Origin of the sequence: Streptomyces sp. NPDC050508 (assembly GCF_040655155.1) — a bacterium.
In the GTDB taxonomy this organism is placed as follows: domain Bacteria; phylum Actinomycetota; class Actinomycetes; order Streptomycetales; family Streptomycetaceae; genus Streptomyces.
The window spans coordinates 895,086-908,408 of the sequence record NZ_JBFAJJ010000002.1; the positions used below are offsets into that span (position 1 = coordinate 895,086).

Genomic DNA, 13,323 nt, shown 5'->3' on the forward strand with positions numbered 1-13,323 from the left:
AGGGCGTTCGATGTTCAGCGCATGAGGAACTGGGTGACGATCCCGGCGCCCGCACCGAGGACGGCCGCGCCGCCGGCCGCTCGCCAGCTGGTGTGTTCGAGGGCGCGGATGCGGGACTCGTGGCCGGCGACGTCCTTGCCGACGTCGGAGAGGGTCTGGCCGATGATGTCGAGTTTGGTCTCCACCCGGGTCACGTCATCGCTCAGGGATCTCACCTCCTGGTGCATCTGGCCGTTGCTGATGTAGACGCCCGAGTCGGGGGTGCTCAGCGGTGGCTCGCGTCCGTGGTAGGCGCCTTGTTGGGTACGGCGTAGGTGATGCCCAGGCGCCGAGGACGGCGAGCACGATAGTGACGCCCTCCCCGGTGCTGAGCGATCCGTCCTGTACGGCGGTGGCGCCTGCGGCGAGGTCGGCCGCGATGGACTTGGCGATGCTGGAGATCTTCATGGTCGCCCTCGCTTCGCAGGGAGCGTGAGCTTCTGGCCGGGCCAGGTGCGGAAGCCTCCGTTCGGGCTGCGGTGGAGGCATCCCGCATGCTGTTCAGGGGCTGCGGCCCGTCGGCATGACCGTCGCTCTGGAAGGCCGGCCGGCGTCGCGGACGCCGCGAGAGACCTCACACGGATCTTTGGACGGCAGTGGGAGTACGTACAACCGTCCTTGATCAATGCCGACGCGTCAGCTCGCCAGGACTTCCGGCAGGGGGCTGGCGAGGCGCCTCACTGAACTGACTGAAGCCGAACGGAAGTTCATCGCTGCAGCGCAGCCTGTCCTGGGGGACGGAGGGGCAAGAGCGATACCGGACGCCTCAGCAAGGGATGAGTGAACGGATGGGAACACCGGGTCCGGGCTGGCCGACTGTTGCTGCTGGTCGCACCACCTTGTGACTCGCAGCGACAGCCGGCCATTGGCAATGACAGTTGGCCCGTGCCATCCGGTGAGAGTCGGAGCGGGTTGTGCCGAGTCACGCTGCTTGGCACCGCCCTCGCTCATCCATGTCAAGATTCGACGGTGGCGATGACCGACGTCACGCGTGCGATCGCGGCTGCGACTTCGGTCGCTGCATCGCTCGACCTGCCGGCCGACGACGCGATTGTTCTCCACAACTCGAACAAGCTGGCACTGCGGCTGACGCCATGCGGCGTCCTTGCCCGGGTCGCCCCTGTGGGACGAGAGGTTGCACAGTTCGAAGTCGAGCTCGCTCAGCGGCTCGCCGAGGTCGGATGCCCGGTGTGTCCCTTGGAGCCTCGGGCGGACCCGCGTGTGTACACGCGCGATGGCTTCGCAGTGACGCTGTGGACCTACTACGAGTCCGTGACACCTCACACCTCACCAGTCGACCACGCCAAGGCGCTGGAACAGTTGCACGCCGGCATGCGCAAGGTCGATGTGCCGAGCCCGAGGTTTACGGACCGGATCACGGAGGCGGAAGAAGTTGTCGCCGACGCGGATCGCTCGCCGGGGCTCGCCGACGCGGACCGCGCTTTCCTCAGCGGCAGGCTGGCTGGCCTGCGACGGGCGATCGACGACCGCAGCGCCGTGGAGCAGCTGCTTCACGGCGAGCCGCATCCGGGCAATGTGCTCAGCACGAAGAACGGCCCGTTGTCCATCGACCTTGAGGCGTGCTGCCGCGGACCTGTCGAGTTCGACCTCGCCCATGTTCCCGAGGCGGTCTGCGAGCACTACCCGAACGTCGAACAAGGGTTGCTGCACGATTGCCGACAGCTTGTCCTCGCGATGGTCGCCGCGTGGCGTTGGGAGCTAGCTTGGCGACCAGTTTCCGAACGGGAGGCGATTCGGAGAGGAACTCCTGCGCGCACTGCACGACGGTCCTCCTTGGCCGACGCTCGACACGATGAACAAGCGAGTGGGCGGCCTTTAGAGATCGCCTAGAAATCGCCGATGGTCACGTGAAAGCAGCAAGGAACCAAGCGACGAGGCTGTCGCCGTTGCAACCCCATGCGCGTCGGCCTCGCTGCCGTGCTGAACCATGGCGCCGGCGCCAACAGGAGCCGGTCCTCGGTGTCTGTGTACAGACCGCGGGTGACGTCGGCGAGGTCTTCGACGAAGTTGAGTGAGACGGGTATGCGACCACCTCTCACGGCGTTGCCGGGCTGTTCTGCGCCATGACGTGGAGAGGGCGGTTGCGGAGGCCCGGTGGCGCGGGCGGCGTGGATGCGGTCTTCGGCTTGGGTACGCCGGCGGTGACGCAGTTCCAGCGTGGCAATCGGGGTGTTCGTGGTGTTGGTGGCGAAGCAGGTCGCCCTGTCCAAGACCCTTTACGACCCCTGTGAAGCCCACGGGGCATTACGCGTGGCAGGGAGAAGGACCGTCGGCGACGCGTAATGCCCCGCGGGCATCACAGAACACGAAACAGGTCTTGGACAGAACCGGCGATCAGGCCGCACGGTGGAGTCACACCTGATCAACAGCGACGGTTGGCATGAGGATTTTCCTGACGGGCGGATCTGGCTACATCGGCCGGGCCACGATGCCGAATTGCTGCGACGAGGCCACTCCGTGGAGGCGCTGGCGCGCAGCGAGCAGTCGGCACAGGCCGTGACAGGCACCGGGCGGTCGAGGCAGCAGACCTACGGGGACGTCGGTGATCATTGGTGCCAGCGTGCTAAAACCGAACAAGCAACGTAAAGGGGACGCTTGATGGTTGACGGGACTGCATCTCTTCTCGTGTCCGAGTCGGTCGACTACGGCGTCTTGATTCCTCTGGACGTTTATTTCGACGACCTCGACCCATACGGGATGCTGCACAACAGTCGTTACACCGTGATGGTCGAACGTGCTTGGAACACGTACGCGTTCAGTCTGGGCTTCGGTGCATCCGAAGAGGCCAAGCCGACCCATTACGTCGTGAAGGCGGTCGGCATCGTGTTCGACCTCCCTGTGACCGGCAACGGGGAAATCGCCGTCCACCTCTGGACCGAGCGGGTAGGCCGCACATCGGCAACGACCTGCTTCCGCGTGTGTAGTCGTGATGGCAGCACCACGTATGCACATGGGACGCGGACCATCGTGAATGTAAGCGGGGAGACGATGCGCCCCACCGGGTGGTCTGAGGACCATCGAGCGGGGTTCGATCGAATCCAGGGCCCTGAAGCCTGAGATCCTGCTTTCAAGCCCTCGAACCGGTGGGCTCGCCGGATTTCACGAGCCTCCGGGTGGACGCTCACCATCACCCGGCGGTTCGTGCGTCTTACAGGTCTCAGGGTTTCCGTTCGTTCCACGGTCGCCGTAACCGTTCAACGGAATGCTTCCTCAAACTTCCAATTTCGGCCAACGGGTGTTGAACTGCGACTTTTTGGACGTCCGGTGTGGCTTGCCCAGCCAGCCTCCAGACGTGTTCGCGGACGTGGCCCTGGCCCTGCGGATCGCCGACAGGATGAAGTCCAGGAAGGTGTCCTGCTCGGCGACGACCACTGCTCAAGGGCACGATCCAGTATCCCCGATTCTTCCCCATACCTGCCGCTCGCCGTAGGAGAGAAGCCCGGGGGGCTCCAGGTCAAGTTTCTCGGCACGCTTTACCAGGACTTCTTGGTGTCCATTCATTTCCCCGGTCGCCGGATCCAAAAGAAGGGTGAACTGGACCCCCTGGCCGTCTGCCTGTGCGGAAATGCCGAAAACCTCACGGCCGGATTTGTCCGAGGTTGTTCCTGCAATGGTCAGGCCCTCCACTCCTGCCAGCACACGCAGAATCGCGGCACGCAGTGACGCCTCCACAACGCCCAGATCGTAATAGATTTCCTTCACCGCCCCAAGCAGTCCCTGCGCGCTTCCGTCACTCACAGACATCAGCTGCCGTGAAAGGCTCTCAGGATTGTGAGACAAAGGCATGACGCCTTCCCATACGTCCTTGAGCGTGCTGTACTGTCCGGCTCGAACCGGGCGATCTGTTACTTGTGCATCGTGGAGCACCGCATCGGCTTCACCCCACATCCCCGCTGCGCCAGTGGAGACAAACTCGGGAGGATATTCTGTACGTACGAGGCGGCCCGATCCATCCGAGCTACGCCAACGTTCCGTCGTCGTGGGAAACCAGGCACTGGCAGCCATGCCACCGATCACCCGAGTCGTGAGATTCAGCCCAATGTCTCTGGTATAGATATACGGGCCGCCGAAAGGTGGGTCATTAAGTTGCGCCACACTCTCAGAGATACCCGTCATGAATTCAACTCTGCTGAAGTCGAGCGGCTCAAACGCCAACATTTAGTCCTTCGACATTCACGAACTGGCTGATCGACGGCTGACCACGGAACAGGTCGACGATCCCACGTTCTTGATCACTCTGAGGCGGACGAATCGGTGGCTGCCGGACGAGACCGGGGAGATCAGTTTCACCGCCTTCTCGGCGATCTCGCGGTCCAGTTCAGGGAGCAGGCTCGTGTACGTGTCCGAGGTCAGTGTGATGGTGGAGTGCCGCAGCGTCTCCTTCACCGTGTGGAAGTCGCCGCCTCCTCCGTGCGTGAGCGTCGCGAGGATGCGGCGGAAGGGCTCGGAGACCGTCCCGGGATGGAGCCAGGAGCCGTCTTCCTTCGTGAAGACCTTGCCGGTGTCCTGCCAGGCTTCGCCCCACTGCGCGCGCTTCTTCTGCTGGCGGGCTTTGTGGTCGCGCAGTTCGGAGATGGTCGTGCTGTCGAGCGTGATCGTGTTCGCGCTGCCGTCCGTCTTGGGCTCCGGCTCGTAGGTAGGGGTCCCAGCCGTCCCCACGATCTCCTTGGCGGGCGTGATGAGGCCGGCGTCGAGGTCGATCTCGCGCCAGTCCTGGCCGACCGCCTCGCCGCGCCGGAGGCCACGGGTGCCCATGAGGTGGAGGATCGCGTACAGGCGGTCGCCCTCGGCTGCGTCGAGGGAGGCGCCGAACTGCTGTGGCGTTCACGCACCATGACAGGGCCGGGGATCTGACGCGTCTCTCGCCACAGCCGGACACGTTCATCGGTCCACAGGAGGGGCTTTGGGCGCTTGGCGGACTCCGGCAAACCGGCTGCCTGCTGCCTCATCACCCGCGGACAATTTGGCACGCTCTACTGAGGGCCGGCGATCCCCGAATTGGAGGACACGAGGCAGTCGGAGTAGTCCACGAACTCGGTTTGATAGTCGGCGAGGGACATCTGAATCTTGCCAGTGGTCAGCTTCGTCGGCGCATAACCGGTAATCAACCGCATGATCTCGTTGGCAGCCATACCCGCGACGATGCTTAGAGACGGAGCGCTCTGCCAGGCGTTAACCGATCGGATGGGTCGAGCGTGGACGGATTCTTTACGGAAGGTGGTAAGCATGGGGTTGTCTCCACCCCACCATGTCGCCCTTTCGCGCTCCTGGATCTTTCCCAGGTCTAGATGAGTCTCTTGCGAGTAGTCGTAGAGAGGGCCTACGCCGACATCGAAGGGATCGCCGGCGAGTTCAATAAGAGGAATCCCCAACTCTGCGCAGACTTGGTGGATCAGTACCTCCGCAGTCTCCTTCACGAAGGCGGACTGATTTGCCCAGCACAGGACAACCAGGTGGCAGTCGGTCACCGCCCGACGGATCTGCTCCTCGTCGATTTCGATGAATTCATCCATCGTCTCGACGTTCACATGCGGGTTGACGCGCTTCAGTTCGTCGGCCGCTGCGGCGACCTTCTGCCGACCGATGGAGTCGTTGCGGTACAGCACCTGCCGGTTGAGGTTGCTGTGCTCGACGTAGTCAGCGTCTACAAGGCGTACGGAGCCAATACCGACCAGGCCCAGGAGCAGAGAGTTCCAGGTTCCCCAGCCGCCCATTCCTAGGATGCAAGCACGGGTGCGCTTGAGTTTCTCCTGGTAGCTGAAGCCGGGCTGGCCGGATTCCTCAAGCGCCTCAAACTGGATCATTTGCCGGTCGTAACGTTCGATCTCCGCGTTGGAGAGGAGATCGGACCGCTCGGCCTCGTCGACCAGAAGGTTTGCCTCGCTCAGTTGCTGGAGCACTTGGCGCGTCTCCGCGCGGGGAATGTTGTGAGTGACCTCCATGTCCCGCTCAAGCCTTTGGGTCGTGCGGGTGCCGTCGAGCATCTGGATCAGCCCGACGAAGCCGGACGGCGCATCGGGAACAAAATAAGCGGACGGGCCGACTTCTCCGATGGCCAGGTCGCCGTTCGAGCTTCGATAAACTGGGTGAGAATTCTTCAGTCGCGGCTTTATCACTGGTCGGTCCATTTCGCTCTATGGGGGAGCAATATGAGTTCCGGGGTGCCCAGAGGAATGAACTGGGCGCCCCGGAACAGGGTTCTACGAGTTCCCTACTTGGCCGCCTTCAGCTCGCGACCCTTGTGATACATCGCCAGCTCTTCGGCGACGAGCGCAACACGCTCTGTCTGCTTTACCAGGACGATCTTCATATTCAACTCACCTCCCCCTCTAATCGGCGTGAGGGCAACCTCACGATTTCAAAAACGTACCAGATGGCTACGCCACCCGGAAGAGCGTCTCGTATCCAGAGGCCGCCCATACGCGGGCGCGTTCGGTCGACTTGCACCGAATGTGAATTATCGAATACAAAGTGGCCCTCATGATTATTTGGATGATTCAACCAAAAGGAATGAGTCAATTTACGGGGAGTGCGTTTAATGAATTCCGATAGGGGCACCTCGCTCGCGGCGAGGAGACCGGTCTGTTCGATGCCGGGGAACGGTTCCCTGCTCCTGACTGCCTGTTGCGGCAGATCACCTGCGGCACGCCGCCTGCGCAAGTCGTAGCCGCCGCGGCGCAGGTGTGGCGGGTTCCGGGTGCGTCGCTGGTGCGAGTGGGGACCTTGCTGAGCTTGGCCGGTCTGTGCTGTGGCCTTCGTGAGCGTGCCTGACGGCCGGCCCGCTGTGGATGCCCCGGGCCTTGTGGGTGCCGTGTCTCACTGTGGCCGTGCCGTGCTACTCGGTGGCTCAGCGGACGGAACGGTGCCTGAGACCGCACGGATCGAGCACCGCGGCGACTGGCTGGACGGTGCTTGATCCGACGGGAGCGGTTGGGAGATCGGCGGGAGCGGTCGAGGGTTCGGGGGTTCGGGAGTTCGGGGGTTCGAGCGATCGAGACGCCACCCGTCCGACCCGCCGCGCAGCGCCCGGCATCGGTCCTGGCGCGCGGTTCCGTCCGGCCCGACCACGGCCACCGGGATTCCCGTGGCCTGCGCTAGCCTCCGCTTTCGGGCGGAACCGTCAACACCTGTTGATGGACCGGTCTTTGTGACCCCCGCTTTGATCAAACACGGCGCAAACTTTCGAGCCGCCGACGCACCTGCGAACCATCACCGGCCTCCGCTGTCCCGAACGTGACCTATTCTCCCGTCAGTTCCAGCCAACATCTGACTGGATCGCACAGGCCGTACGCGCCGACTTCCGACGCTCTCATCGGCCCGGGGGTGGGGGAACGTGTTCATGGGGCGTATGGGACGTATGGGATGCATGGGACGTAGGCGAAGACAACCGCTGGTGGCGTCCGCCGCTCTGGCGGTCCTGGTCGTCAGTTGCTTCGGGGCGGGCGTGGCGCATGCGGACGCCGCCGTCGCTACGGCGCTCTACGTCGACGATGAGGCCGCCAACTGCAGTGACACCGGCCCCGGTTCGGCGGCGGAGCCCTTCTGCCAGATCCAGCCGGCCGCCGACGCCGTCGCTCCCGGCGACACCGTGTACGTCACGGGCAGCAAGGCGCCCTATGCGCCGGTGACCATCAGGTCCACCGGCACCGCGGACGCACCCGTCGCCTTCCGCTCCGTACCCGGCGACGGATCGCCTGTCACCGTCGCGGGCAAGAGCGCGGCGGCGGTCACCTTCTCCGGTGCCCAGTACGTCGACATGGCCGGGATACGCGCAAGGACATCCGGGACGACCGCTCTGGCCGTAGTGGGGGCCCAGCACCTCACCTACCGCGTCGCCCTGGTGCAGAGCACCCTGGTCGACGGCACCACTCCGGTGATCGCGGTCGACGGATCCTCCTCCGGCGTCTCGCTCACCCGTCTCACCGTCAGCCAGCCGTCCGGGCCGGGTTTCAGCAGCGTGGCCGGGGCGCGGAACATCACGCTCGCCGACGACCTCTTCGAGGGCGGCGGTGTCTCGGCCGCGGGCACCACGGGGATCGACCTCGCGGGCGACACCCTCTCGACGGTCTGCGGCGACGCGGTCAGTCTGACCGACGGCAGTTCCGGGTCGGTGGAGAACACCGTCGCGCTGCCCGGCGGTACGACGACGTGTTCCGGCACCGGCACCCCGGCCGAGATCACGGTGGACGCCGCTTCCGCTCCGCAGGTCACCGTCGACTACAACGCGGTCAACCCGTTGTCGACCGGCACCGACTACGACTGGGCCGGTACCGCGTACGCCACCACGCAGGCGTTCCGGGCAGGCACCGGACAGGGCGCCCACGATCTGGACCAGACCGATCTGACGATCCCCGGGTTCGGGCGTCCCGCGGAGCACTCACCCCTCGTCGACTCGGCCGACGCCGACGCTCCCGGTGAGCTGTCCACGGACATCGACGGCCGTTCCCGGGTCGACGACCCGCTGGTCCCGAACACCGGAACAGGCGCAAGCGTTGGCTACGACGACCGGGGTGCCACGGAGTTCCAGGACCCGCTCACCGCGAGCGGGATCGACATGAACCCGGGCCAGTCGACCGGGTACGTCGGTGTTCCGGTCACCGCCACCGCGCAGTTGAGCAACCCGTGGTCGGACTCGGTGGCCGGACTCACGTACACCTTCGACTTCGGCGACGGCACCACCCTCACCTCCACCACCGGCTCGGCCACGCACACCTACACCCAGGCCACCGGGACCAGCGGAATCCAGGTCGGGGTCGTGGTGGACCGGGCCGACGGCACGCGGGCCGGCGCCACCGACATCGGGTACCGGGTCGAGCCGGCACCCGACCTCACCTCGACCGTCGGCTGTGCGACCAGCCCCTCGGCGCCGGACACCGCCACCTGCTCCTACGACGTCGACTTCGATCCGTACGCGATCACCAGCGACCGGATCACCTACGGCGACGGCTCCGCGGCTGTCTCCGTCACCGCCCTCAGCGACGCGGTGAAGCACACCTACGCGGCCCCCGGCACGTACACCGTCACGCAGACGATCACCGACTCCGGCGGGCGGACCGCCACCACGACCACCGGGGCCACGGTCGGCGCGGCCTTCGTCACCGCGGGACCCGAGCGGCTGTTGGACACCCGGTCCGGGACGGGTGCGCCCAAGCGGCCGGTCGGCCCCGGTGGCGTGGTCCGGCTGAAAGTCCTCGGCGCGGGCGGCGTCCCGGCGTCCGGGGTGACGGCGGTGACACTGAACATCACCGACGCGGGCGCCACCGCCGCCGGCTATGCGACGGTCTATCCGGACGGCACCACCCGCCCGAACGCCTCGAACCTCAACTTCCAGGCCGGGCAGGACAATCCGAACCTGGTCACCGTCCGGGTGGGTGCCGACGGCTACGTCGACCTCTACAACGCGCACGGTGATGTGAACCTCATCGCCGATCTGGCGGGCTACTACACCACCACGCAGCCCAGCAGCGACGACCCTTACCTGTCCGGCCTGGCCACGGTGACACCGACCCGGGTGCTGGACACCCGCAACGGCACCGGAGCGCCCAAGGGCCAGGTGGGGCCCGGCAGCACCACGACCGTCACCCTGCCGAAGTACGCCCAGGGCGAGGCGACCGTCGGCGCCGTCCTCAACGTCACCGTGACCGGAGGCACCGGCAGCGGCTACGTCACCGTCGCCTGCGCCGGCACCACCCCGCCGACCACGTCCACCCTCAACTACCGGGCCGGGCAGACCGCCTCCAACCTGGCCACCCCCTGCGTGGGCGGCGGCAGGGTCCACATCTACAACAGTGCCGGGCACGTCCATCTGATCGCCGACGTCCAAGGTGTGTACACGAACGACCTCGCGGGCTCGTCCGACGACCCGGTCGACCCCGACGCCCTCAGCGGCGGACCCTTCGTGGGGACCACTCCGACCCGTTTCCTCGACACCCGCGACGGCCTGGGCGCACCGGACAGTGCGCTGGGCGCGGGCGGCACCCTCACCGTGAAGGTCGCCGGTGTCGACGGGGTGCCCGCGGGAGCCTCCGCCGTGCTGGTCAACCTGACGGGTGTCGCTCCGACCGCCAGCACCCACCTGACGGCCTACGGCGACGGCAGCCTGCCGAACGTGTCCAACGACAACCTGACCGCGGGCCAGACCCGACCGATCCTGGCCGTCGTTCCGGTGGGCGCCGACGGCTCCATCCGCATCCACAACGCGCTCGGCTCGGTCGACGTCGTCGCCGACCTGGAGGGCTACTTCGGCTGATGCGCCTGGGTGCCAGTGGTTGGTGGTGAGTGGTGGTGAGTGGTGGGCCGGGGGATACTCGGGCACCCACGAAGGGGGGTGCAGGTCGTGCCGCACGTGCTGAACCTATGGCGCCAACAGCTGGGGAAAGTACCCGAGTCGGTCTGGCGGCGCCGCGAACTCCAGGTCCTGATCCTCGCGGACAACGGACTCACGGACCTGTCGCCCGAGGTCGGCCGACTGCACCGGCTGACCACCCTGGACCTCGGTCACAACCACCTCACGGCCGTGCCCGACGCCCTCGGCGACCTGGCCGACCTTGACGGCTGCCTCTACCTGCACGACAACGCCTTGGCCGAACTCCCGGACTCCCTGGGCGAGTTGACGCGGCTGCGCTACCTCAACGTCGGCGAGAACGCGCTCACCGCCCTGCCCGGGACCATCGGCCGGATGACCGGCCTGGTCGAACTCCGCGCGCAGCACAACCGGCTGACCACGCTGCCCGACAGCATCGGCGGACTCCTCGACCTGCGTGAACTCTGGCTCCGGGGCAACGCCGTCACCCGCCTGCCGTCGTCCGTGGCCGGCCTCCACGAACTGCGTCACCTGGACCTGCGGGAGAACGCCCTCGCCGAACTCCCGGAGGTACTGGTCGAGTTGCCCCGACTGCGCCAACTCGACCTGCGGAGCAACCGCCTCACACTCCTGCCGGACCGGGTGCTCGACATGCCCTCCCTGGAGAAGCTGGACCTGCGGTGGAACGACTGTGTCCCCTCCCCGTCGCTGCTGGCCGAGTTGGAGCGGCGAGGGTGCGTGGTGCTGCTGTGAGCCGAGAGTCGCAGCCCGCCTTGGCCTCCATGACCGGCCTCGTCGCCGCCGTCATCGTCCACGACAAGGCCGCTCGTCGCGTCCTCGTCCTCCAGCGCGGCGAGCACGCCAAGTTCGGGCGCGGGATGTGGGATCTCCCCGTCGGCAAGAGCGAACCCGGTGAGCCCGTCACCGAGACCGCCGTGCGCGAGCTGTACGAGGAGACCGGGCTCGTCGTGGAGGCGGAGTCGCTGAAACTCGTGCACATCGTCCACGCCTCCCTGGAGGTCGAGGCGCCCAGCAGTTTCCTCACCGTCGTCTTCGTCACCGACGAGTGGACCGGCGAACCCGAGAACCGTGAACCCCTCAAGCACGCGCAGGTCCGGTGGGTCCAAGTCGACGCCGTTCCCGAGGAGTTCGTCAGCGGGAACGGCCAGGCTCTTCGGCAGTACCTCGACGGCGTCGAACCGCAGGTGTCCCTGCACGGGTGGGTGTGAGCGGCGACCCGACCGGCTTCAGTACTCCGTCACCTGCGACTCCAAGTACCCCTTCAAAAACGCGTACTTGGCGTCCGTGTCCGCCGCCGGAAGCGTCGCGAAGTGGTCGCCCAGTTCCATCGACACCGGCCTCGACGTGCGCAACGCCGGCCACACCGGCAGGCCGTGGCCGTTCGGGTTTCCCGTGGCCACGAAGTTCGTGACGTACGACGACGTCGTGTCGGCTATCGCGTAGTCCGCGGACGTCCAGGGGCGGTCCGTGCCGTACAGGTTGCCGAAGAAGTAGTACTTCTCGGCGCCGTGGTAGGCGCCGACGCCGTCCGCCGGTTCGATCGGGTTGGTGGTGTCCTGGCCCGGGGGGACGTGGGTCCACCAGTAGGTGTAGACGGGGCTGCGGTTGGCGGCCGTCGACCGGAACTGCGTGCCCCAGAGGAAGGTGGAGACCCGCTCCTCGTCGCGTGCGTAGTTGTTGTACTGGGCTGCCGCCTCCGCGTCCGTCGTGGCGGGGTAGAGGGCGAGGAAGTCGGCCGCCTTGTCGCCGAACGTCGTTGTCGCGTACGCCTCGTATGCCGCGACCGTCATCGTCAGCGTCGGTGAAGCGCCGTTCTCGTCCTTGTTGTTGCCGGTCAGGACCGGGACGTCGTACTCGGTACGGGACGTCATCGCGGCCGTGTACGACGTCGGGAGGACATAGCCGTCCAGTACGTTGCCGAAGCTCGTGCCCGCCGCCGGGGCGCCCTGCGCGTACACCTTGGTCACGATCTCGTCGGCCGTGAGCGCGCGCAGGTCCGACAGGGAGGACGCGCCCATGTACGTCGCGAACGCCGTTCCGTTGGCCTCCGCCGCCGCCAACTGCGCGTAGCCGCCCGCCACATGACCCAGCGCCGGGTCCTTGGTGTACTGCACGCCGGCCGACAGGAGTGCCCGGTGGAACAGGCCCCTCGCCAGCTTCGAGATCATGAGGATGTTCACGAACGACGAGCCGTGCGACCAGCCCGCCAGCGTCACCCGTTCCGGATCGCCCCCGAACGCGGCGATGTTGCGGCGGATCCACCGCAGCGCCGCCACCGTGTCCTGCACACCCCAGTTCCCGGAACCGCCGTGCCCGCCCTGCGAACTCAGCTCCGGATGGGCGAGGTTGCCGAAGGCGCCCACCCGGTGGTTGTACGTCACCACGACCGCGCCCTTGGCCGCCAGGTTCGCCCCGTCGTACACCGGCTGCGAGGCCCACATGGCGCTGTTGCGACCACCGTAGATCCAGACGAAGACCGGGCGGAGGTCGCGGGAGGACTCCGAACTCCCCGCTCCCGTCCAGATGTTGAGGTTCAGGCAGTCCTCGCTCAGTGGGGGCACCTTGTCGGCGGCTATGCCCGTGACCGGCTGGGGGCACGCGGCGCCCCAGGTGTCGGCCTTGCGGACGCCCTGCCAGGACGGCGGTGGCTGCGGGGCGCGCCAGCGGTTCTCGCCGGCTGTGGAGGCGGCGTAGGGGATGCCCTTGTAGACGGTGACGCCGGGGAGGGCGGCGGGGATGCCTGTGACCAGGCCTGACCGGGTTCTGACCGGGTGGCTCGCGTCGGTGTGCGGGGTGGCTGATGCCGGGGCGGGGGGCAGGGTGCTCAGCAGGGTCGCGCCGGCCGCGACACCTGCCGTACGGCCGAGGAAGTCGCGGCGGCCGACACCGGTGGGGGAGGAGTTCACTGGGTCTCCGGATCACTTGAGGTCGAGTCGCCT

At 66.6% G+C, this 13,323-nt stretch carries 10 protein-coding genes and 3 pseudogenes; 6 read left to right on the forward strand and 7 right to left on the reverse strand.

All coding sequences use genetic code 11. The features are described 5' to 3' along the window. Positions 1-14: 14 nt before the first annotated feature. Positions 15-227, reverse strand: a complete 213-nt coding sequence (locus AB0I69_RS09425) for a hypothetical protein (RefSeq protein WP_363094960.1) — start codon at positions 225-227, stop codon at positions 15-17. 122 nt (positions 228-349) lie between these two features. Here AB0I69_RS09425 and AB0I69_RS09430 point away from each other — a divergent pair, with 122 nt between their 5' ends. Continuing rightward, on the forward strand, positions 350-475 hold the full coding sequence (locus AB0I69_RS09430; RefSeq protein ID WP_363094962.1) for a hypothetical protein: 126 nt from the start codon (positions 350-352) through the stop codon (positions 473-475). Between the two features lie 539 nt (positions 476-1,014). After that, a pseudogene (locus tag AB0I69_RS09435) lies at positions 1,015-1,879 on the forward strand (aminoglycoside phosphotransferase family protein). A gap of 234 nt (positions 1,880-2,113) precedes the next feature. On the opposite strand, the pseudogene AB0I69_RS09440 reads toward AB0I69_RS09435, so the two are convergent. Both AB0I69_RS09440 and AB0I69_RS09445 read right to left on the reverse strand, forming a co-directional pair. Further along, positions 2,114-2,264: pseudogene (locus AB0I69_RS09440) on the reverse strand (IS1380 family transposase); the annotation flags it as partial. A 205-nt stretch (positions 2,265-2,469) separates the two neighbouring features. Next, positions 2,470-2,610 carry a hypothetical protein gene (locus AB0I69_RS09445; protein WP_363094963.1) on the reverse strand — a complete coding sequence of 47 codons (141 nt, stop codon included), beginning with the start codon at positions 2,608-2,610 and terminating at the stop codon, positions 2,470-2,472. A gap of 48 nt (positions 2,611-2,658) precedes the next feature. On the opposite strand from AB0I69_RS09445, the gene AB0I69_RS09450 reads away from it, so the two are divergent. Continuing rightward, on the forward strand, positions 2,659-3,117 hold the full coding sequence (locus AB0I69_RS09450) for a hotdog domain-containing protein (RefSeq protein WP_363094964.1): 459 nt from the start codon (positions 2,659-2,661) through the stop codon (positions 3,115-3,117). Positions 3,118-3,435: 318 nt separating this feature from the next. Here the strand turns inward: AB0I69_RS09450 and AB0I69_RS09455 are convergent, their stop codons facing one another. The 3 genes and pseudogenes from AB0I69_RS09455 to AB0I69_RS09465 form a co-directional block, all read right to left on the reverse strand. Then, positions 3,436-4,218, reverse strand: coding sequence for a hypothetical protein (locus tag AB0I69_RS09455; RefSeq protein ID WP_363094965.1), 783 nt, complete (start codon positions 4,216-4,218; stop codon positions 3,436-3,438). A 74-nt stretch (positions 4,219-4,292) separates the two neighbouring features. Then, positions 4,293-4,982, reverse strand: a pseudogene (locus AB0I69_RS09460) (site-specific integrase); the annotation flags it as partial. Between the two features lie 51 nt (positions 4,983-5,033). Then, positions 5,034-6,176 carry a ThiF family adenylyltransferase gene (locus AB0I69_RS09465; protein ID WP_363094966.1) on the reverse strand — a complete coding sequence of 381 codons (1,143 nt, stop codon included), beginning with the start codon at positions 6,174-6,176 and terminating at the stop codon, positions 5,034-5,036. Between the two features lie 1,277 nt (positions 6,177-7,453). On the opposite strand from AB0I69_RS09465, the gene AB0I69_RS09470 reads away from it, so the two are divergent. The 3 genes from AB0I69_RS09470 (at position 7,454) to AB0I69_RS09480 (ending at position 11,592) form a co-directional block, all read left to right on the forward strand. Continuing rightward, positions 7,454-10,309: a PKD domain-containing protein gene (locus tag AB0I69_RS09470; protein ID WP_363094967.1), complete on the forward strand. Its 2,856-nt coding sequence runs from the start codon at positions 7,454-7,456 to the stop codon at positions 10,307-10,309. Between the two features lie 87 nt (positions 10,310-10,396). Continuing rightward, positions 10,397-11,116, forward strand: a complete 720-nt coding sequence (locus AB0I69_RS09475) for a leucine-rich repeat domain-containing protein (RefSeq protein ID WP_363094968.1) — start codon at positions 10,397-10,399, stop codon at positions 11,114-11,116. A gap of 29 nt (positions 11,117-11,145) precedes the next feature. After that, a complete protein-coding gene (locus tag AB0I69_RS09480) occupies positions 11,146-11,592 on the forward strand; it encodes an NUDIX domain-containing protein (RefSeq protein WP_363094969.1) in 447 nt (148 codons plus the stop codon). An 18-nt stretch (positions 11,593-11,610) separates the two neighbouring features. On the opposite strand, the gene AB0I69_RS09485 is transcribed toward AB0I69_RS09480, so the two are convergent. Continuing rightward, complete coding sequence (locus AB0I69_RS09485) at positions 11,611-13,290, reverse strand: carboxylesterase family protein (protein ID WP_363094970.1); 1,680 nt, start codon at positions 13,288-13,290, stop codon at positions 11,611-11,613. Between the last annotated feature and the right edge of the window lie 33 nt (positions 13,291-13,323).